The 21,007-nt window shown below is 54.4% G+C and carries 22 protein-coding genes; 21 read left to right on the plus strand and 1 reads right to left on the minus strand.

The window, feature by feature from the left end; genetic code table 11:
* Positions 1-111: 111 nt before the first annotated feature.
* From GCD22_RS00750 to GCD22_RS00775, 6 genes are all read left to right on the plus strand, one after another.
* The gene (locus tag GCD22_RS00750) at positions 112-1,185 is read left to right on the plus strand and encodes an EAL domain-containing protein (protein ID WP_024894623.1); all 1,074 of its coding nucleotides are present in this window, start codon (positions 112-114) and stop codon (positions 1,183-1,185) included.
* 9 nt (positions 1,186-1,194) lie between these two features.
* Positions 1,195-1,494: a hypothetical protein gene (locus GCD22_RS00755; protein ID WP_024894622.1), complete on the plus strand. Its 300-nt coding sequence runs from the start codon at positions 1,195-1,197 to the stop codon at positions 1,492-1,494.
* Entirely contained in the window at positions 1,491-3,203 is a 1,713-nt protein-coding gene (locus tag GCD22_RS00760) for a sensor domain-containing diguanylate cyclase (RefSeq protein ID WP_024894621.1), read from the plus strand. Before GCD22_RS00755 ends, GCD22_RS00760 begins: the two co-directional genes overlap by 4 nt.
* Before the next feature lie 203 nt (positions 3,204-3,406).
* Complete coding sequence (locus tag GCD22_RS00765) at positions 3,407-3,802, plus strand: hypothetical protein (protein ID WP_024894620.1); 396 nt, start codon at positions 3,407-3,409, stop codon at positions 3,800-3,802.
* 57 nt (positions 3,803-3,859) lie between these two features.
* Positions 3,860-4,126 carry a YMGG-like glycine zipper-containing protein gene (locus GCD22_RS00770; protein WP_010640706.1) on the plus strand — a complete coding sequence of 89 codons (267 nt, stop codon included), beginning with the start codon at positions 3,860-3,862 and terminating at the stop codon, positions 4,124-4,126.
* A gap of 176 nt (positions 4,127-4,302) precedes the next feature.
* A complete protein-coding gene (locus GCD22_RS00775) occupies positions 4,303-4,812 on the plus strand; it encodes a hypothetical protein (RefSeq protein WP_244947555.1) in 510 nt (169 codons plus the stop codon).
* Here GCD22_RS00775 and GCD22_RS00780 read toward each other — a convergent pair.
* Positions 4,760-5,845 (minus strand): IS630 family transposase, encoded by a 1,086-nt coding sequence (locus GCD22_RS00780; RefSeq protein ID WP_065972780.1) that lies wholly within the window; start codon positions 5,843-5,845, stop codon positions 4,760-4,762. The two genes, GCD22_RS00775 and GCD22_RS00780, sit on opposite strands and share 53 nt — an antisense overlap.
* Before the next feature lie 68 nt (positions 5,846-5,913).
* Between GCD22_RS00780 and GCD22_RS00785 the strand changes: the two genes are divergently transcribed.
* The 15 genes from GCD22_RS00785 (at position 5,914) to GCD22_RS00855 (ending at position 20,994) form a co-directional block, all read left to right on the plus strand.
* Positions 5,914-6,789 carry an outer membrane beta-barrel protein gene (locus tag GCD22_RS00785; RefSeq protein WP_244947556.1) on the plus strand — a complete coding sequence of 292 codons (876 nt, stop codon included), beginning with the start codon at positions 5,914-5,916 and terminating at the stop codon, positions 6,787-6,789.
* Positions 6,790-6,868: 79 nt separating this feature from the next.
* Positions 6,869-7,417, plus strand: coding sequence for an OmpA family protein (locus GCD22_RS00790; protein WP_010640703.1), 549 nt, complete (start codon positions 6,869-6,871; stop codon positions 7,415-7,417).
* A 211-nt stretch (positions 7,418-7,628) separates the two neighbouring features.
* Positions 7,629-8,609 carry a pyruvate dehydrogenase (acetyl-transferring) E1 component subunit alpha gene (pdhA, locus tag GCD22_RS00795; protein ID WP_010640701.1) on the plus strand — a complete coding sequence of 327 codons (981 nt, stop codon included), beginning with the start codon at positions 7,629-7,631 and terminating at the stop codon, positions 8,607-8,609.
* Positions 8,602-9,582 (plus strand): alpha-ketoacid dehydrogenase subunit beta, encoded by a 981-nt coding sequence (locus GCD22_RS00800; RefSeq protein ID WP_010640699.1) that lies wholly within the window; start codon positions 8,602-8,604, stop codon positions 9,580-9,582. Before pdhA ends, GCD22_RS00800 begins: the two co-directional genes overlap by 8 nt.
* Before the next feature lie 53 nt (positions 9,583-9,635).
* Positions 9,636-12,620: an FAD-dependent oxidoreductase gene (locus GCD22_RS00805; protein WP_024893464.1), complete on the plus strand. Its 2,985-nt coding sequence runs from the start codon at positions 9,636-9,638 to the stop codon at positions 12,618-12,620.
* Between the two features lie 4 nt (positions 12,621-12,624).
* Positions 12,625-13,098 (plus strand): phosphate-starvation-inducible PsiE family protein, encoded by a 474-nt coding sequence (locus tag GCD22_RS00810; RefSeq protein WP_024893463.1) that lies wholly within the window; start codon positions 12,625-12,627, stop codon positions 13,096-13,098.
* A 115-nt stretch (positions 13,099-13,213) separates the two neighbouring features.
* On the plus strand, positions 13,214-13,585 hold the full coding sequence (erpA, locus tag GCD22_RS00815) for an iron-sulfur cluster insertion protein ErpA (protein ID WP_010640694.1): 372 nt from the start codon (positions 13,214-13,216) through the stop codon (positions 13,583-13,585).
* Between the two features lie 174 nt (positions 13,586-13,759).
* A complete protein-coding gene (locus tag GCD22_RS00820) occupies positions 13,760-14,932 on the plus strand; it encodes a citrate synthase (protein WP_024893462.1) in 1,173 nt (390 codons plus the stop codon).
* The gene (gene gshA / locus GCD22_RS00825) at positions 14,929-16,236 is read left to right on the plus strand and encodes a glutamate--cysteine ligase (protein ID WP_010640691.1); all 1,308 of its coding nucleotides are present in this window, start codon (positions 14,929-14,931) and stop codon (positions 16,234-16,236) included. Before GCD22_RS00820 ends, gshA begins: the two co-directional genes overlap by 4 nt.
* Complete coding sequence (gshB, locus tag GCD22_RS00830) at positions 16,236-17,174, plus strand: glutathione synthase (protein WP_024893461.1); 939 nt, start codon at positions 16,236-16,238, stop codon at positions 17,172-17,174. Before gshA ends, gshB begins: the two co-directional genes overlap by 1 nt.
* 67 nt (positions 17,175-17,241) lie before the next feature.
* Complete coding sequence (locus GCD22_RS00835; RefSeq protein WP_031570991.1) at positions 17,242-17,802, plus strand: YqgE/AlgH family protein; 561 nt, start codon at positions 17,242-17,244, stop codon at positions 17,800-17,802.
* The gene (gene ruvX, locus GCD22_RS00840; protein WP_024893459.1) at positions 17,795-18,226 is read left to right on the plus strand and encodes a Holliday junction resolvase RuvX; all 432 of its coding nucleotides are present in this window, start codon (positions 17,795-17,797) and stop codon (positions 18,224-18,226) included. The genes GCD22_RS00835 and ruvX overlap by 8 nt, the downstream gene beginning before the upstream one ends.
* Entirely contained in the window at positions 18,223-18,732 is a 510-nt protein-coding gene (pyrR, locus tag GCD22_RS00845; protein ID WP_010640684.1) for a bifunctional pyr operon transcriptional regulator/uracil phosphoribosyltransferase PyrR, read from the plus strand. Before ruvX ends, pyrR begins: the two co-directional genes overlap by 4 nt.
* The gene (locus tag GCD22_RS00850; RefSeq protein ID WP_024893458.1) at positions 18,729-19,727 is read left to right on the plus strand and encodes an aspartate carbamoyltransferase catalytic subunit; all 999 of its coding nucleotides are present in this window, start codon (positions 18,729-18,731) and stop codon (positions 19,725-19,727) included. The genes pyrR and GCD22_RS00850 overlap by 4 nt, the downstream gene beginning before the upstream one ends.
* Positions 19,720-20,994 carry a dihydroorotase gene (locus tag GCD22_RS00855; protein ID WP_024893457.1) on the plus strand — a complete coding sequence of 425 codons (1,275 nt, stop codon included), beginning with the start codon at positions 19,720-19,722 and terminating at the stop codon, positions 20,992-20,994. Before GCD22_RS00850 ends, GCD22_RS00855 begins: the two co-directional genes overlap by 8 nt.
* The last annotated feature ends 13 nt before the right edge of the window (positions 20,995-21,007 follow it).

Raw genomic sequence — 21,007 nt, forward strand, 5'->3', positions numbered from 1 at the left:
GCTATTGTATTCTTAGGATGAGGCTTTAACTGTGGGTCAGTCTATTTTGCTTGCAATTATCGTCACCGGTTTTTTTGTTGAAAAAACAAAATCGTTATCCTGGCAAAGCAGGTGAATACCAAGGGATTGAGCGCGTGGCGCTTTCCTGAAGATGTCGTGGCTTATTTTCAGCCCGAATATTCCATCAGTCAGCAAAAAATCGTTGGAATTGAAGCTCTCGCACGGATGCGCGATGCTTCCGGACAGCTGATCTCCCCACATTCTTTCATTCCATTTTTGGATATGGAGCAACGTCGAGAGCTCAGCCGCCTGATGCTGGTAGCAGGCCTCCAGGTTCTGGAGTTACTGGATGCCCAGGGCATTGTTCTTAATCTGTCGTTCAATGTAGATCCTGATTTTATGGTTGAGCATGATTGTGCGATTTGTTTTAAGGGGACCATGACGAACAGTCCCGTGGCTCCGTCAAGAGTATGTCTTGAGCTTCTGGAAAGTGGCGATTTTCTGAACCGCCATATTGCTAAAGACCGCCTGCAGGCTTTACGGGATACGGGAGTACGCATTGCTCTGGACGATGTCGGTTCGGCTTATTCTTCCCTGCTGCGCATGAAAGAGCTGCCTATCGATAAAATCAAACTGGATCAGGGTTTTATCCGCGACTTGACGGCGCAACCCAAAAATCTGGCTTTTGTGCAGAGTATTCAACTGTTGGCTAACGCTTTGAATGCCGAATTGGTGATAGAAGGCGTCGAAACGCTACCTATTCTGGATGCCATGCGCGCTTTGCATCTGGATTTTATACAGGGTTATGCCATTGCCAGGCCGATGCCTGCCCATGAACTCATCGCCATGGTCATTCAGGGCTATGATTTACCGGAAGGCAGCGCTAAACATCCTGCCAGCTTATTGGGCGCCTATGCAGCACACCTCTTGCGTCGTCCCTTGATGGATGCGTTGCGACGTGGCTGGATTGATGTTTCTGTCACGACGCCTCCGCCCTGCCCATTGATAGCCTTTCTGCGCGAACATGGGGCAACAGAGGATCATCCCATTGTTGCCGCCCATCATCGTTTGGTCAGCGTGAAGTCCGATCCTGACCTGGGTTATCTGGATCAGACCTTGAATCACATCGAAACAGAAATTCAGGAGCTGGTGCGTGAAGCTATTCATCTTGAGCAACGCGAATAAAAAATCGACATGCACCGAACTAAACAGTTCCTTTCGACGATACAGTCTTCTCCGATTTTTTTGTTGCACTTGTTTTTTATCGGAATGGCCGTTTTGTTTATTACCTTGTGGGGCTGGCGCTTCGAAGATTTACGGGCATCCTTGCACAAGGAGTTTCGATATAAAGGTGAGATTGCCTTGCGCAGTATTGCCGATCAATTAGCAGGAAATCTGGACGGTCATTTCCATGACCTGACTTTTTTCGCCGCTCCTTACTGGAACTCGATCAAAACCCGCTGTTACTCACAACAGAAAAAAAAGCGGCAATGATCGCGTTTCAGAGGACGCATCCTGCAATTGCTGCCATCAACTTGTTGGATGCTCAGGCAAATAAGATCATCTGGTCAAGTGAGGGACAATTACCAACTCCTCTGCTAAAAGCCACGGAATTTACCCAGCTCAAGAGAAACCCCGATTATCTGGTTGGACGTCCCGTGGTTTTGTTGCCGGGTAAAATTTGGGTGATGCCCATGCGCGAACATTTGTTGAATCATCAAGGGCAGGTTGTCGGTTATATCGGATCGCCGTTTCGTCTTTCCCGTCTGAAAAATATCCATACCCCGGAAGATATGGATATTCTGATTAAGGGTGCCGGTCATATCCCAGTGGCTTTTTGGAAAAGTGGGACTTGGCAACTTCCTGCTCCACAGGATCATTGGACGGGTCAGTATCTGCGCGTTGAGGTGCCGGGTTACCCATGGACGGCTTATGTGCGCTGGTCTTCTTTAGCATTTGCTCATAATTTCTGGCGTCAGAATATCTGGCAAAGTATCCCTTTTATAGTTATTTTGCTTTTTTTGCTGATTCTGGATCGCCTTTCCGTGCGCTTTCTGCGTCAGTTGCTCGACTTACGGCAGTACCAGCAAGCGGCACTTCTGACGCAGCAATCTCTTCTGGTTCAGGCAGAACCAAAAGTCATGTATGCGCGTCTGGTACAAACGATTGTTCGTGAAACCAATGCGGTTGCTGCGTTCGTGCTCGTTCCCGATCCGATGACTGAATCTCTGCAAATATCGGCTCTGGGGGCTGATCAAAAGGATTTGCGTGAAAGCTTGCTTACCTGGATAACCGCACTCAATCCAAAAGATCTTCGTAATGGAAGTTTCCTTCCTGAACGGGTGTTTCGTTTGGGCCGGGCAGAAGAAATCAGGTTCCGTGATGAAATGACGGAAAATTCGCCGGCTATGGAAAGACGTCCACAGCTACGACGAATACGGAGTATGATCGCTTACCCGATTATTTTGCAGGACGCAGCGCAGGTGGAAGCTGTGCTGGTGGTTGCCCATGCCAAAACTAAACACTTTAGCCAAGCGCTGAAAGCACTTATCGGGCAGTTGGCAAGTAGTGTGGGGCTAGCTCTCACTCTCTGGAAACGTCATAACGCACTGGCCGATGCGGAAGCCGAAATTCGTAAGGTGGCTTATTACGATAGCCTTACCGGATTGGCGAATCGTCGCCTGCTGAATGAGCGATTAGAAAAGGGGTTGACACGTGCCCGTCAAAATAGTCAATCCATCGCATTAGGTATTCTGGATGTAGATGATTTTAAAGGAGTCAATGATCAATACGGACATGATGCAGGAGATGCTTTACTGGTGATTATCGCCCGAAGGCTGGAAGAGGCGTTGCGTACTTCTGATTGTGTAGCCCGCTGGGGTGGGGATGAGTTTGTGCTTCTCTTCGAAGGATTGGAGAAACGACAGGTATTGGAGGCCGTTCTGCTGCGTTTGGAACGTGTCCTGGAATCTCCGGCCAAATTGTCCCACGACTTGCTGCTACCCGTACGAGTCAGTCTTGGCATTTGTTTTTGCAAGGATGCGGGGCTGATAGAAAATCAGGATGCGATGCTCCGTTGTGCCGATCAGGCCTTGTATGCCATCAAGGCGAAAAAATTGGAACGGAGTCAGTTTTGGATGGTTTACGACGCAGATCTTCAGCTACAGCCTGAATCAGAAGCTTTCGGCGACAAGGTAACGTGATAAAAAACCAATAGTTTCCATTTTTGGGCGCATTGCTGTGGTTATTTGGCTACAGGGGGTATTTTTAACCCATTGAAAAATATGGTTGCTGGACTGGCAAGTTTCTTGCTGTGGTATTGGGTTAGTCAGATAGCTATAGGGAATCCCCATGCTTATCTGCAAAGGTATATATCTTGATGAGTCTGACGGCTCAAGGAGGCCACATGATAAAGATATGGACGCACCCTCTTCATCGCATACCGCAATTTGTGGCATTTGTAGGCATATTTGCTGGGTTGAGTAGTCCTGCCTGGGCGGATGGTGATTTGTCCCTGGGCGTTGCTGTTCCTGGTTTAAGCGTGTTTTTAGGGAATAACCCCGGTTATTATGCCGCACCTGTTTATGCGCCTCCGCCAGTGTATTACGCGCCGCCACCGCGCCGCGTATATTATGTTCCTGCGCCGCCACCTCCGCCGCCTGTGCGCTATCAATTGCCCGGGTATTATGTGCAGCCGGCGCCCATTCGCTATTACCGGCCCCGTCCTTGGGAGCATCACGGTCCACCGCCATGGGCGGGGCGTTGGCGGCATGATGATGGTCATGATGGCTGGAGGCGTTAGTTTCATCGGCTCAGTGGTCTAGTGAGCCAGAAAAGTACAGGAGTAAGTTGAGTGAAAATGAATGCTGAGGTTTTGGAGCGCGGCTCCAGAAAAAGTGGATGGTTGTTGATCGCATTGTGTGTGGTTGCACTGAGTGGTTGTGCAAACATGAGTCCCACCGGCCAACGGGCACTTAGTGGTGGTGCTATTGGTGCTGCCGGAGGGGCCGTGTTGGGTACGGTTGTTGCTGGCAATCCTGCGGTGGGTGCAGCCGTGGGTGGTGCAGTGGGTGCCGGAGTTGGTGCGGCACTGCCCAACATTGAAAGAACGCTGAACGGGAATTAACCAGAAAGTTTTCCCGATGTAATGAACTCAAACCCCGACATCATTTTATGCCGGGGTTTTTTGTGGGCGCAATCTGCCGTCGCACCAATTTGATGCATTGACCACCAAAATGGTGCATGGCACGCTTATAATTTTCCTGGGATTGTGATGTTTAATTTAAAAATATAAAATAAATCATGGCACTATATAAAAACATTGTGCAGGCATGTATTTTGCTTTTTGACAACAGGCTTGATTTTTTTCATACAAACCAGGGAGTCAACATGTCGCACTACAGCACTAAAAATCGCTATTCGTTTTTACGTCGTTCAATTCTCGCCAGCATGCTGACGGGTCTGCCATTGGTCGCCGCTGTGGCGGACGCCAGTCCATTATCTTTGCCGAATCCCCTCAAATTCTGTGCCGGACCATTGGGTCAACTGGATGTGCAAGGCGTAGCCAGCGGCATGGCCTTTTATCAGGATAATCCTCAAGGATTAGCGGGTACCTTGGGAGCTAAACGATTGGGTGCGTCCATTACCAACGGTATGGTAATCATCCAGAAAGAAAATGGTCCTATTCAATTTTACATTCAGGCTGGTGCTTACAGCTTCCCTACACTGGCTGCATCCATTCCTTCGATTACAAGTACAACTAGTGTAGTGTTGCATTCTGTTTGCTGCTTAAATGGCTGTTGGCGCGAATGACTTTTTGCAGGATGTCGCGGGCGGTTTTGGTCCAGATGAAAGGTTTGGGATGGGTGTTGTGGTGGTCGATGTACCCCTCAATGGCCTGGATGAGTTCAGGCACACTGGTGAACACCCCACGACGTAACCGCTGGGTCGTGATATCCCGAAAGAAACGCTCGACCATGTTGAGCCAGGATGCCGAAGTGGGCGTGAAGTGCATGTGAATACGCGGGTGCTTGTCGAGCCACGCCTGTACTACCGGGTGTTTATGGGTCGCATAGTTGTCGGCAATCAGATGCAGAGCCTTGTCCCTGGGCGTCTGCCGATCAATTTTCTTCAGGAACTTCAGCCATTCCACATGGGTATGGCGCTGTTGACACTGTCCGATGACCTGACCATCCAGCACGTTGAGGGCGGCAAACAAGGTCGTAGTGCCATTACGTTTGTAGTCGTGGGTCATCGTTTCTGCGCGGCCCTTTTTGAGGGGGAGTCCCGGTTGGGTCCGGTCCAGGGCCTGTACCTGACTTTTTTCATCCACGCAGAGCACCAAGGCATGCTCCGGGGGAGACATATACAACCCCACAATATCTTCCAGCTTTTCCACAAAATGCGGGTCACGTGACACCTTGAAACCACGCAGCAGATGAGGCTTGAGGCCATGCTTGCGCCAATGCCGTGACACACTGGCGGCACTGACACCCAGTTCTGCCGCCATCCTACGCGTACTCCAATGCGTCATCGCTTCCGGCTTACTCTGCGTGGTCAATTCTACCAGACGGGCCACATCCACTTTCACCGGAGGGGCGCCGCGCGGTAAATCGCGTTCAATGCCCGACAAGCGGTGTTCCAGATAACGCTTGCGCCAACGTGCGACTTGCAGGCGATCCACCCCCAGGCGCTCCGCAATTTCTTTGTTCTGCAAGCCCTCTGCCGCCAGCAATATCATCCGTGCCCGTAATGACAAGCGGACACTGCTTAATCGGGAGGCGACTATACGGGACAACTCGGACCGCTCTTCGCTGGTTAAAGTGACTGTGGGCGCAACTCGCAAGGCTCGACTCCATTCATACCCTCAACATGGAGCTATTTTATCATCATTAACCTTAAGGTTCACCAAGAATGCAACACTACACTAGCAATGCCACGGTTCCGCCAACAACAATTCAAGGCAATATAAACGATTTTGGAGCCTTGCCGGTTGCTTATTTAAAAATTGCGCCATCCTCTAATTATTCTGTAGAAATCGGAAAATTACCCACCTTGATTGGTGCAGAAGGTGGCTTTACCTACCAGAATATCAACATTGAGCGTGGCCTACTTTGGGATATGGAGCCCATTATCAGCCGTGGTATACAATTTAATGGCAGTGCAGGTCCATTGAGTGCATCGCTTGCCTGGACAGATGGATATTACTCCAATCGATATAATGTACTCAGCGGATTGGTCAGCTACGCCATTAATGGCTCAAATACGGTAAGTATTTATGGGCAAGGTTCCTTGGGTAAATCCCGTCTCAGTTCCAATGATGTAGCTTACAGTGCCCTCGGTAATGAAAGCCAGATTTATGGTGTCGAATATGAATACAGTTCAGGTCCTTGGATGATTGAACCTTATGTCCAGTACATGCATACGCCAAAAGCACCTTTATTGGGCGTGACACATGAGTTTAATAATTATGGCGCTTCTTTGTTGGCTGATTATAGCTTTACCAACACTATTTCATTGGGTGCTCGTGCTGAATACCTGGTCGTTGGTGGCAAGCCTGGTGAAGGGCTTAATGCAAGTGGTGTGGCGTCCTCACTCACTGATCTCCCCGCCGATTCCCACGCCTGGTCCATCACCCTCACGCCAACCTACCAAAGTGGTGGTTTCTTCGCCCGCGCAGAACTTTCTTATGTGACCGCCTCTGCACCTGCCGGACTGGGCTTCTCCGGTGCTAATGGAACTAACACCAATCAACTGCGTGGCATGGTCGAAACCGGCTTCATGTTCTGATCGGTCATTTCATCAAAAGGGAGCCTCGCTGCTGCGGGGCTCTCCATCTAACGTATTTTGAGTTCAGGAGAATCCAAACATGAAACATGCTGCGCAATTATCCAAGTTACTGCTATTGGGGTCCGTCGTGGCTGCCTCGGGCTGTGGTTTATATGAGGTGACACCTTGCCCGGCTGGTCCTGCTCCGGTAGCCCCGGTGGTTTCTGCACCGACACCACCACCGCCGCCTGCACCTATCGCTCCGGTAGAGCGTACGGTGCTGGAAAGTAAGCCCATCACCATTACCGGTATCAATTTCAAAACCGGTTCTGCGCAGTTGATGGGGTCGGATATTGGCGTCCTCGATAAAGTGGCCGGTTTCGCCAAAATGCACCCGGATGCTACTCTGCATATTAACGGTTATTGCAGTAAAACAGGAAGTTATGCCTATAACTACAAGCTGTCCAAAGCGCGTGCGGGCAGTGTTGCCGGTTATCTCGAAAAGCGGGGTGTTGCTGCGGATCATATGACGGTCAAAGGCCACTCCTATGAAGATCCCATTGCTACCAACACGACTCCGGCTGGTCGTTTCAAAAACCAGCGGGTTGAAATCAATTCCAGTGTCATGGTGCGTACTACCGTCAAATAAAGTTGTATGACGGCCGTTTGCGCTTTTTTGTGATGACCCGCTTGGTCTTTATCAAGCGGGTTTTTTAAGGATACGGCATTGGAATGCCCCACGCCATATCCACTACTCTTGACGCTTTGCAGTAGCCTAGGCCATCATCTCCATGACTTTGGCTGAATTTTCACTACGACCACGTCTGCGGACGCGGTCCATTATTTTGTCTGGGAGGACCATGGACGCCACGGACCAGAAGCGCCTGTTGCGTGAAATGCTTTTTGCCCGCCGCTTTGAAGAACGCTGCGCGGAGGCTTATCACGAACGTCAGATTGGCGGTTTTTTACACCTTTATCCGGGTGAGGAAGCTTGCGCGATTGGCGTTTTGGAGAAGGCCCAAACGGGTTCTGATTATGTGGTGACCGGGTATCGGGACCACATTCATGCCATCAAATCCGGCATGGATCCCAAAGCGCTGATGGCCGAGCTTTTCGGTAAGGAAGCCGGTTGCTCCAAGGGCCGGGGTGGTTCCATGCACTTGTTCGACCCAGACGTGCATTTCATGGGCGGTTACGCGCTGGTTGGCGGGCCCTTCCCGCTGGCAGCCGGCTTTGCCAAGGCGATCCAGTTGCGTGGTGGTCAGGAAATCTCCATCTGTTTTCTGGGGGATGGCGCCAACAACCAGGGGACCTTCCATGAGACCATGAATATGGCAAGCCTGTGGAACCTGCCGGTGCTGTTTATCTGTGAAAACAACCTGTATGGCATTGGTACGGCCATTGAGCGTTCGACGGTGGAAATCAACCAGTACAAACGTGTGGCACCTTACGGCATCGAAGCAGCGCAATGTGATGGGCAAGACATTGATATTGTCATGTCTCACGCTGAAAAAGCCGTAAATTATGTGCGCGAACAACGCAAGCCCTATTTCCTGGAACTCATGACCTATCGTTTGCGCGGCCATTCCATGTCTGACTCTGGTGCCTATCGCAGCAAGGAAGAAGTGGAAGAATGGGCGCAGCGCGACCCCATCGGCATTTACAAGCGCCGTCTGGTAGAAGCTGGCGTGGTGACTGAAGATGAATTCCATGCCATGGACAAGGCGGTTCAGGACGAAATCGAGAACGAAGTGGTGCGTTACGCTAATGAATGCCCGGAACCGCGCGTCGAGGATGTAGCGCGTTACGTCTATACCGAAGGAGGTAACAACCATGGCTGAGTTAATGTATTGGCAGGGAATTCTGCGTGCCCACGATGAAGAAATGGCACGTGACCCGCTGGTATTTGCCATGGGTGAGGATATTGGTGTCGCTGGCGGTACCTACAAGGCGACTTCAGGACTTTTCGCCAAATATGGTGAACAGCGGGTTGTTGACACCCCTATTTCCGAAAACAGCTACACCGGCATTGGTGTGGGTGCCGCCATGGTTGGTGCCCGCCCCATCGTTGAAATCATGAGCGTGAATTTTGCCTGGCTGGCTATGGATCAGCTCATGAATAACGCGGCGAAAATTCATTACATGTCGGGTGGACGGATTCGTTGTCCCTTTGTCATGCGCGTTCCCGGTGGCACGGCGCATCAGCTGGGTGCCCAGCATTCGGCGCGTATGGAAAAAGTATTCATGGGAATTTCCGGCCTGCGCGTGGTGACTCCGGCTACCCCCCGGGATGCTTATGGCTTGCTGAAAAGTGCCGTACGCTCAGATGATCCGGTGGTGATTATCGAACATGAAAGCATGTATAACCTCAAGGGCGAAGTGCCGGACGAGGAGTTTTTCACCCCGCTGGAAGGTGTGGAAATCATGCGTTCGGGTAAGGATGTCAGCATTTTTGCCTACAACATCAGTGTGCACTGGGCATTGGACGCGGCCAAAAAACTGGCCAGCGAGTATGGTATTGATGCTGAAGTGATTGATTTAAGGGCCTTGAAACCTTTGGATCGTGCCGGAATTGCTGCCAGCGTGCGCAAAACCCATCATGCCATCATCGTGGAAGAAGACGAAGCTCCAGTCGGTGTTGGTTCGGAAGTCATGGCCATCATCAATGAAGAATGCTTTTTTGATCTGGATGCGGCACCAGTGCGTGTGCATGCCCTGGATATTCCCATTCCCTACAATCATCGTCTGGAAAAGGCGGCGATTCCCAATGCCGGGGATGTGATTGCTGCGGTAAGGAAGATGTTTGGCCGCTAAGGCCGCACTTCTCTCGATATGTTTTGATCTACAGAAACTCAATAGGGTGAAAAATGGCTGAACCTTACGTCATCAAGATGCCGCAACTGACCGATACTATGACGGAAGGTGTGGTCGTTTCCTGGGAAAAACCCATTGGCGCCCGGGTCGAACGCGGCGATGTGGTGGCGACCATCGAAACGGACAAGGCGATCATGGATGTGGAAGTGTTCCGCTCCGGTTATCTGGCGGGTCCTTTGGCGGCGGTGGATAGTGTCATGCCGGTTGGTGCGACCATGGCCTATCTGACGGAAACGCCGGATGAGGCCGTATCCCCGGTTCAGGATGCCCCAGTCCAAAGTGCGCCTGCCCTTGCTTCAGAACCGACAACACCGACAGAATCTGAAGCGCCTTCGGGTTATGCCATCAAAATGCCACAGCTTTCCGATACAATGACCGAAGGCGTGCTGGTGTCCTGGGAAAAATCTCTGGGCGATAAAATCCAGCGTGGCGATGTGGTGGCGACCATTGAAACCGACAAGGCCATCATGGATGTGGAAGTATTTCGTGAAGGCTATCTTTCCGGTCCGCGAGTTGCGGTGGATGCGGTGGTACCCGTGGGTGATCCGATTGCCTGGTTGGTAGAAACTGCGGATCAGGTGCGCGAAGCCGGCACTGTTTCGGGATCACGACCGGAGGTGTCGGCCGCTGCGGTGGGCAAGACTCACGGCGCTTCCACAGTCTCCGCTCAAGCGCCTGTTGCTCAGCCTTTGTCAGCCCGGGTGCCTGGAGCGCAACCTGCGCCGCGCCCTCAGCAGGGGGCGGCAAGTCCCTTTGCCCGGCAGTTGGCCGGGCAGCAGGGCGTGGACCTCAATCATCTGCAGGGTAGTGGGCCAGCAGGAGTCATTGTTGCCGCAGATGTCATTGCTGTGACTGGTCGTGCTGCCCCCGCCACGACAGGCGCCCGAGTTTCTGAACCTGCCGTGCCCGGAGAAGGGCGGGCGATGAGCGCCATTGAAAAGGCCATCAGTCAGGCCATGGTGGCCTCCCTGAGTATTCCGGTATTTCACGTCACCGTGAAGGCCAAACCCGAAGCTCTGATGCGCGCTGCCAAAGCGCACAAAGTGTCGCTGACCGTGGCTATCGCCAAGGCCGCATCCCAGGCGTTGGCCAAACATCCCCTGGTGAATGCCGCTTATCAGCCGACGGACAAAATCGTGGAGCGCGCCCAGCATGATATTGGCATCGCCGCGACGACGGAAGACGGCGGGTTGGTTGTTCCGGTGTTGCGTGCGGTGGAGGGCAAGGATCTGGCGCTACTCCAGAGTGAATGGACGCCGCTGGTGGAAAAAGCGCGTAAGCGGCGCTTGAGTCCTCCCGAATATACGCATCCCACCTTCACCATTTCGAACATGGGGATGTATGGCATCACCCAGTTTGATGCCATTGTCACGCCGGGGACCGCCGCCATTATTGCCATTGCCGGTAATAGTCCGGAAGGTATGCCCATTACCATCACGGCAGATCATCGGGTGGTCAATGGTGCCGAAGCCGCGCTCTTTCTGAAAGATCTCAAAAAAGCCATTGAACATCCGGAGGGCTGGCTGGGGACTGCTGCCGCGCCCATTCCCGAAGGCGATTATGATGTTCAGGTGCTGGTTATTGGCGCCGGGCCGGGCGGTGAGGATTGCGCCCGGGAACTCGTCGAAAACGGTGTCAAGGTAGCCATGGTCAATAATGCCCCCTATCCCGGCGGTGAATGCCTGTGGCGTGGCTGCATTCCCTCCAAAGCCTGGCGGGCTGCAGCAGACCGGATTCGGGATCGGGAACATGATGCGGCCATGGGACTGCAAATGGGGACGCCGAAGCTAGACTGGGCGCAACTGGAAAAACATCGTCGGGGCATCTTGCAGACACGCGGAGAAATGGCCCTGAAAACCGACCAGGGCATGAAAATTCAGGTGCTTGAAGGCAAGGCGCGATTTACCGGTGAACACAGCGTCGAAATCAGCGGTAAAGACGCGCGCAGTCTCAGTTTCGGTGCTTGCGTCATCGCTACCGGCGCTCCCGCCTTTGTGCCGCCTATTCCCGGCGTTCAGGAAGCCTTGAAAAGTGGTGCTGCGGTAACCTCGGATACCGTTTGGGATCTCGCCCAACCCCCCAAGCGGCTTTGCGTCATTGGCGCGGGTGCCATTGGTATGGAAATGGCGCAGATGTTCCATGATTTTGGCGCCGAGGTGCTGGTGCTGGAGGCGCTGCCGCGACCGGTGGCGGAAATGGAAAAAGAAGTTTCCGAGCAGTTGATGAAGGCACTGGCGCACAACAGTCCGCGTCTGCAGGTTCTGACTGACGTCAAGGTGCAGGAAGTTTCCGGTAAGCCCGGAGCCCTGGATATCTGTTATCAGTTCAGTGAAGAAGTTACCCATCATTCCTGTGACCTGCTGCTGGTGGCTACCGGCAAACGTCCTGATACCAGCGCGCTGAACTTGGCCTCAGCAGGCGTGACTCTTGCCGAGCGGGGCGCGATTGCGGCGAGCAGCACAGGTCAGACCAGCGTGGCGCATATTTATGCGGTAGGAGATGTGGTGGGCGGTTACATGTTGGCGCACACGGCGGGTCAGCAGGGCCGGGTAGCTGCTGCCAACCTGCTCGGGCATACCGCTCAATATGATGCGGCCAAAGATAGTGGTGTGACTTTTACCCGGCCACAGTGCGCCTTCGTTGGACTGTCCATGGAGCAGGCCAAGGCCGCAGGTATGGATGTGGCCGAGGTCAAGGTGCCCATGAGTATTGATGCCAAGGCCATGATGACCGGTGAAACCGATGGTCTCATCAAAATGGTGGCCGACAAGGTCAGCCACCGCATTGTTGGCGTCCACTTCCTGGCCGATCACGCCGATCTGCTGGTGGGTGAAGCCGTCATGATGGTCAGTGCCGGGTTGACACTGGAACAGGTAGCCGAGGCTATTCATCCCCATCCCACCCAGACTGAGTTGTTCGGAGAAATGGCCAGGCGTCTGCTGTCGCGTTTGCGGCGCTCGGCACGGGCAGCAGGCTGACAACTTGGCCAAGCCGGATGTTGAGGAATCGCAGCCAGCAGTAATTATCAGTGGGGTGCGCGCACGCATCCTGCGCTTTTACGAAAGATTCCTCGACCTCATCGTGGTGGTGCTGATATTTGTCATGCTGATCACCTTGCTGGCCTCCGTGGTGGGGGTGGTCTGGGACGTGTACGAAACCATCCTGTCCTTTCGGGAAGAAGCGGCCATTCAGGGCCTGGTGGCTGATGTGCTGTCGGTATTTGTGCTCATTGAACTGTTCCGGACATTTACCGATTACCTGGAGTTTCACCGCATTCGCTTGCGGGTGCTGTCGGAAGTCGCCATTGTTTTTGTCTTGCGGGAATTGTTTATCGGTCTTTATGCCCATCGTCTCGGACCCATGGATCTGATCGCAACGGCAGTGCTGCTTGCGGTACTGATCGGTGCCCGGATTGCCGCTGTTCAGTATGCTCCGAAAAATCCCGAAAGAGACTGAAACGGTTATATCCGTCCCGAAAAATGTCCGGACAACTTGACGCTGCCCCGAAAAAGCGAGCAAAATGGTCGGGTATCCACTGAACAACGCGCTGCAGCGCATGGAGTTAAGCACAATGAGCACAGCAACTGAAACAATGACCAATCTGGATTCCATTCCTCCGGTAATGACCCTGACGCAAAACGCGGCGGATAAAATTACCTCTCTGATTGAAGAAGAAGGCTCTGAAGACCTCAAGCTGCGAGTTTTTGTGACGGGCGGCGGTTGTTCCGGTTTTCAGTATGGTTTTACTTTTGATGAGAATATGAATGAGGGTGATACGGAAGTGCATCAGTTTGGTGTCAGCCTCCTGATTGATCCCATGAGTTACCAATATCTGGTTGGCGCTGAAATTGATTACAGCGAAGGCCTGGAAGGTGCCCAGTTCGTGATCAAGAACCCGAATGCGACCACCACCTGTGGTTGCGGATCTTCTTTCTCTGCCTGATTTTTGTAGAGATAAGAATTTCTCCAGGGGAGGCTCATGGCCTCCCTTTTATTTTTCCAGCGCGTTATGATGACTCTCAGGCTCTTGCTGTCCTGATCAGGACAGCAACTGTGCGTGGGTTGTTGCCCAGTGACAGTTGGATTCATTACTGACCAGAATAACAAGGAGTTCGGCATGGCGGATACGAACGTGGCTCCCGGTCTGGAAGGCGTGGCGGCAACGCACTCCAGTATTTCTCACATAGATGGTGCGGCTGGCTTGCTGAGTTATCGTGGCTACGCTATTGATGACCTGGTAGCCCATAGTAGTTTTGAAGAAGTGGCCCTGCTTCTGCTGGATGGCGCACTTCCGGATGATGCAGATCTCAAAGCTTTTGATGAAGGGCTGCGCAGTCATCGGCAAGTCAAATATAATGTCCGGGAAATCATGAAATTCATGCCGGTAACCGGGCATCCCATGGATATGCTGCATTGCGCCGTGGCGAGTCTGGGGATGTTTTATCCGCAGCAGGAGCTGTCCGATGCTGAGCGCGAAAACACCCCGCATCTGGATGCCATGGCAATGCGCATCATCGCCCGGATGCCCACCATCGTCGCCATGTGGGAGCAGATGCGTTTCGGCAATGATCCCATCGTGCCGCGTACGGATCTGAATCATGCCGCCAATTTTCTGTATATGATTTCCGGTAAGGAGCCCAATCCGGCACTGGCGAAAATCCTCGACACCTGTCTGATTCTGCACGCCGAACATACCATCAATGCCAGTACCTTTGCGGTGCTGGTTACCGGTTCTACGCTCACCAATCCCTACCATGTGATTGGCAGTGCGATTGGCACGCTGGCGGGTCCCTTGCACGGTGGTGCCAATCAGAAGGTGGTTGAGATGTTGGAGGAAATTGGCAGTGTGGCCAAGGTGGGTGCCTATCTGGACGCCAAAATGGCCAATAAGGAAAAAATCTGGGGCTTTGGTCACCGGGTGTATAAGACCCGGGATCCTCGCGCGGCGATTTTGAAAGAGATGATGGAGAAACTGGCCAGCAACGGGCATTTGCGGCATAGCCAGCTTTTTGAAATTGCCATTGAGGTCGAAAAACAGGCGACTGATCGCCTCGGCCCCAAGGGCATTCACGCCAATGTCGATTTTTATTCTGGTGTTCTTTACCACGAAATGGGAATCAAGGCTGATTTGTTTACGCCCATATTTGCCATGGCGCGCTCGGCAGGTTGGCTGGCACACTGGCGGGAACAGCTGGCAGACAACCGGATATTTCGTCCCACCCAGGTTTACAATGGTGCAAGCCCAAGGGCTTATGTAGCGCTGGACAAAAGGAATCAGGCACAGGCATGACAGAAGTTTTACAAAATATTCCCTTCCTCGCTACGGAACGTACCGAGGCCTTGCTGGATATTGAGCGGCATCTGATAGCGGGTCAGTCGGCCATCGAACGATGGTTTCGAGGTCAGTTTCAAAAAACCCCGGCGCCCTTTTACGCGTCTGTCGATTTGCGCAACTCCGGGTTCAAGTTGGCACCGGTGGATACCAATCTGTTTTCGGCAGGTTTCAACAATCTGAACCCTGAATTTTCATCGCTCTATGTATCGGCCATTCAGCACTATCTGAACCAGCATCATCCGGGCCTGGAGCGCGTGCTGCTCATTCCCGAAAATCATACCCGCAACCTGTTTTATCTGGAAAATGTGGCCAGATTGCGAGAGCTTCTGGAAATGTCCGGACTTGAAGTGCGGGTGGGTTCGCTCTTGCTGGAAGAGCGCACAGCTTATGATTTACCTTCGGGTAATTCCCTGCTTTTGGAGCCAATTTTTCGTGAAGGTGGACGCTTAAAGGCCGCAGGATTTGATCCCCAGCTGATTTTGCTCAATAACGATCTTTCCGGCGGTGTTCCGGAAATTCTGGAGAATCTCGAACAGCCCATATCACCGCCTCTGGCGGCGGGCTGGCGCTCGCGGCGGAAGTCCCAGCACTTTGCCCATTATCGTGCCGCTGCGCATGAGCTGGCGGAAGTGATTGATATCGACCCCTGGTTGATTGATCCGTTTTTCCGGCGTTGTCAGGGTATTGATTTCATGCGTGCCGAAGGCCGTGATTGCCTGGTCGCCAATGTGGATGCGGTTCTGGAGCTGACCCGCGAGCGCTACGCCCACTATGGGATTACCCAGCGTCCGTTTGTGATTGTCAAAGCCGACGCGGGCACCTACGGAATGGGCATCATGACGGCTTACTCCGGTGAAGAGTTCATGGATCTCAATCGCAAGGAACGCACGCGCATGGCTAAAAGTAAGGAAGGTCTGCCAGTGAGTGACGTGTTTATTCAGGAAGGGGTGTATACCTTTGAGCAGACCGCCGAGGAGGCGGTGGCTGAGCCGGTAGTTTATATGGTGGGTCAGCAGGTGCTGGGTGGCTTTTACCGGGTGCATACCGGACGGGGGCGCGATGAAAACCTGAATGCCCCCGGCGCGCATTTTGAGCCCATGGCCTTTGGTGAGCCTTGCATACTGCCTTGCCGGAAATCGCCGCCCGATGCCCCGGTAAACCGTTACTATGCCTATGGCGTCATTGCCCGCCTGACCCTGGTGGCGGCGGCCCGGGAAATGGCCGATTGGCGTCGACAGCAAATCCGGAGTGTTGAGTGATGGCCCCGTTGAAAGCAGCCATTCTCATGGATCCCATAGCCGGGATCAAACCCGCCAAAGACAGCACTTTCGCCATGCTCCTGGCGGCGCAGGCACGGGGGCACCAGTGCTGGGTGTTTGGCCTGCCTGATTTGTTCATGCGCGATGGCAAGGTCTGGGCACGCCTGCAGGCGGTGACGGTGCAGGATGAAAGTACCGACTTCGCGACGCTGGCTGCCGTTGAAGAGCGGCCCCTGGCAGATATGGACGTGGTACTGATGCGCAAGGATCCTCCGGTAGATCTGGAATATCTGACCGCCTGCTATCTGCTGGAACATGCCGGAACCTGGGTGGTGAACAACCCGGTGAGTCTGCGTAATGCCAATGAAAAACTCTATGCCTTGCATTTCCCCGAGTTTCTCCCGCCCTTTCTGGTCAGTCGTGATCTGGGTGACCTGCGCGCTTTTCTGGCCGAGCATGGCGAGGTGGTGGTCAAACCCCTTTCTGCGCGGGGGGGCGAAGGGGTATTTTACCTGCACCAGCAAGACCGCAATGTGGGCAGCATCCTCGAAACCGTAACGGCCTGGGGACAGCGTTATGTCATGGCCCAGCGCTATATTCCGGCCATACGCGAAGGCGACAAGCGCATTATTCTGGTGGACGGCGTGGCGGTGCCCGGTGCCATGTTGCGGGTACCTTCTGAAAAAGACTTTCGCGGCAATCTGGTAGCAGGGGCTACAGCCGTAGCCGCAGAGCTGAGTGCGCGGGATCAGGATATTTGTGCGGCAATAGGGCCAGCTCTCCGTGCTGCAGGATTACTTTTTGTCGGGCTGGATGTGATTGGCGGCTATGTGACTGAAATCAACGTCACCAGTCCCACCGGGGTGCGGGAGATTCGTCGCTTTTTTGCTGTGGATGCCGCCGAGCTGCTCTGGCAGCGTCTGGAGCAAGGGCAGTAATGGCCGCGCTGGCACAGTCGGGAATGCAATCTGCCGTTTTTCATCGAAAACCCGTATGATAGGCAGTATGACGAATTTCTCTTCACTTAAAAATCATCTGCTCATTGCCATGCCGGCGCTTCATGACGGTATTTTTGACCGGACGGTGATTGTGGTTTGTGAGCATAGCCCCGACGGTGCCATGGGCGTGGTCATCAATCGTCTTGTTGATATCAACATGTCCGAAGCTCTCAAGGCTGTAGATATCCAGCCTTCCGAAGAAATGATTCATCGCCCGGTGTATTGGGGGGGGCCGGTGCAGCCGCAACACGGTTTCATATTGCATTCGCCCAAGGGTGAATGGCTTTCCAGTCTCGAGGTGAACGAGGACCTGGCATTGACCAGCTCTCCCGATATTTTGCAAGCCATCGCCCAGCATGAGGAACCGCAACGATATTTGCTGGCTTTGGGCTATGCCGGTTGGGGTGCACAGCAACTGGAAGAAGAGCTGAAAGAAAATTCCTGGTTGCACGGCTCGCTGGATATGCAGGTCATGTTTGAGTTGCCCGCCAGTGAACGCTGGCAGGCCGCCGCGCGCTCCCTCGGCGTGGATATGCGCCTGCTCAGTGGGGCGGCGGGCCATGCCTGAGGGCTCCGGGCCGCTTCTGGGGGTTGATTTCGGGGAGCGACGTATTGGTATTGCCGTGTTGGGCGAATCCGGTTGGGCGCCGCAGGGCGTGGCTACCCTGCGCAATGGCGAGAGCGGCCCGGATTGGGAGAGCTTTGCGCGCATCCTCAAGGACTGGCGACCGCGCGCGATAGTTCTGGGTTTGCCCCTGAACATGGACGATAGTGAAGGCTTGATGGTGCGCCGGGTGCGCAATTTTGCCAAGAGTCTGCAGTGCCGTTTCCCCCTGCCGGTGCACTGGGTTGACGAACGCCTCAGCAGCCACGCTGCCGAATGGATGCTGAAAGAACGGGCGCTTTCGGCGAAGCGCCGCGCCGGGCTTTTGGATCAGGCCGCTGCCTGTGAAATTCTCCAGACTTTTCAGGATGTCGGAGCCATGCAATGAATGCAGACTGGGATGTGACAACACTGCTGGAAGGCATGGTTCGGGATTTGCGCCCGCGTGTGGACCCGGAGCAGACCGCCATGATTGGTATATTTACGGGTGGTGTCTGGATAGCCCAGGCGCTGCACCGCGCTTTGGGGCTGAAAACGGCGCTGGGGCAGCTGGATATTTCTTTTTATCGGGATGATTTCAGTCAGATTGGTCTGCACCCGCAGGTGCGGGCGTCGGATATTCCCTTTGCTGTGGACGGTCGCTCCATCATTCTGGTGGATGACGTGCTCTATACGGGGCGTACCATCCGCGCCGCCATGAACGAAATATTTGATTATGGCCGACCGGCTAGCATCCTCCTGGCCGTACTGGTAGATCGCGGTGGGCACGAAGTCCCGGTGGCGGCCGACATCGCTGCCCTGCGCCTCAACGCGGCGGCGGGTGGACAAATCAAACTCCGGGGGCCCGATCCGCTGCGTCTGGAATTGCTGACATCGCCAAGGACAGCTTCATGAGTCTTTCTACTTTCCGTTTTGGTGATGGTAATCCGCAATATGATGCCCAGGGTCGTCTCCGCCATCTGCTCAACACCGAAGGGCTGCGTGAACCCGAAATGCTGCAGATTCTGGATACGGCCGAATCCTTCCTCAGCATCGCGCAGCGCAGTGTCAAAAAAACCCCGACGCTCCGGGGCAAAACCATCGTCAATCTGTTTTTTGAGAACAGCACACGCACGCGGAGCACCTTTGAGCTGGCCGCCAAACGCCTCTCCGCCGATGTTTTGAATATTGCGGTCAGTACCAGCAGTGCCAGTAAGGGCGAATCTCTGATCGACACGGTGGATAATCTGATGGCCATGCAGGTGGATGGTTTTGTGATTCGCCATCCGGAAGCTGGAGCCGCGCATCTGATCGCCCGGCATCTGGGAGACTCGGCGCTGGTGATCAATGCAGGTGATGGCCAGCATGCCCATCCGACCCAGGCCTTGCTGGACGTATTCACGATTCGGCGTCTGGCCGGCCCCATTGAAGACCGGGTCGTGGCTATTGTGGGTGATGTGCTGCATTCGCGGGTGGCGCGTTCCCAGATTCATGCCTTGTCGATTCTCGGTTGCCCGGAAATCCGGGTCATCGGACCACAAACCCTGGTTCCCAAAGAACTCTCCGCGCTGGGGGTGCATGTCTACCACGACCTGCAGGCAGGATTGCGCGGTGTCGATGTCATTTGTGCCCTGCGATTGCAGAAGGAACGCATGGAATCCCATCGTCTGCCCAGTCTGGATGAATTCCATCGCCGCTTTGGCCTTACTCCGGAGCGCTTACAGTGGGCGCAGCCTGATGCGCTAGTCCTGCATCCGGGGCCTATGAATCGCGGCGTGGAAATTGCGTCGGAAGTGGCGGACGGTCATCAGGCCGTGATTTTGCAACAGGTTGCACACGGTCTCGCCGTGCGTATGGCGGTATTGACGCTCCTGGCGGGTGCTGCGGGCGGAGGCGAAAACCATGCGTAGAATCATCCGCAATGTCCGCGTCATGGATCCCGGCGATGGTTTTGATGCGATTACCGACCTGGCCATTGCCGCTGGAAAAATCGCTATTCGGGGTGCTGTTGCTGAGGATTTTCGGGCGGATGAAATTCTCGATGGTACTGGCCTAGTAGCTTGCCCGGGGCTTATCGAAAGCAGCCTACAGGCGCATAGTCCCGGTCATGGACGCGATGGCGATCTGACCAGCGAGTTGCAGGCCGCCGTGGCGGGTGGGGTGACGCAGGTCGTGTTGCGTCCGGATACCCAGCCCGTTGCCGATACCCCTGCCGTCCTCCGGGAGCAGCAACTGTTGGCTGGAAAGCTGGCTCTGGCGCGGGTGCAGGTCAGCGCGGCCCTGACAACGGGCTTGCAGGGGCAAGCCTTAAGTGAAATGACGGCACTTATGGACGCCGGGGCGCGGGTGTTCAGTCAGGCCAAGCAGCCTGTCCATAGCGCCGCCCTGCTGCGTCTGGCCCTGAGCTACGCGGCTGATTTGGGACTGCCGGTAATGCTCCATCCCGAAGACCCCGAACTGGCCGCCCATGGCGTGATGAACGAAAGCGGGTTGAGCCTGCGGCTGGGCCTTCCGGGGCGCACGGCCGTGGCTGAACAGGTGGGCATCCAGCGGGATATAGCCATTGCGGCACTAAGTGGCTGCCCTCTGTTTTTCCCTCATCTCAGCACGGGCGGCGCTGTTGCTGCGGTAAAAGCCGCCCGTAAGCGTGGTGAGGCGGTGCGCTGCGGGGTCAGCATCCACCACCTGCTGCTCAGTGAGCAGGATGTCGGGTTTTTCAACGTTCATGCTAAGGTGTTGCCACCGTTACGCTCTTTGGCCGAACGGGATGCCCTGCGCCGGGCCGTGGCCGATGGCGATGTCACGGCCATCAGCAGCGATCATAGTCCCTGGGGGGTAGACCGCGAGAGCATGACCTTTATTCAGGCTCCTTTCGGGATCAGTGCGGTGGAGTGGTTATTGCCGCTGACTTTGCGTCTGGTGGACGACGGCCTGCTGGGTTTAATGGCTGCGCTGCGATTACTCAGCACCGGCCCTGCTCAGGCGCTGGGCTTGCCGCTGCCTTCTCTGCAAGTCGGCAGTGTGGCGGATTTGTGTCTGTTTGATCCGGAAGCGGCATTTACCCTTAATCCCGCATCCGGAGCTAGCCGGGGCCGCAATCTGCCCTATGCACAATGGGATCTGCGTGGTCGGGTGCGCTATACCCTGGTGGAGGGGCGGGTGGTGTTTCGGGGTTGAGGATGTTTGTGCC

It is taken from the genome of Acidithiobacillus thiooxidans ATCC 19377 (assembly GCF_009662475.1).
Classification (GTDB): domain Bacteria; phylum Pseudomonadota; class Gammaproteobacteria; order Acidithiobacillales; family Acidithiobacillaceae; genus Acidithiobacillus; species Acidithiobacillus thiooxidans.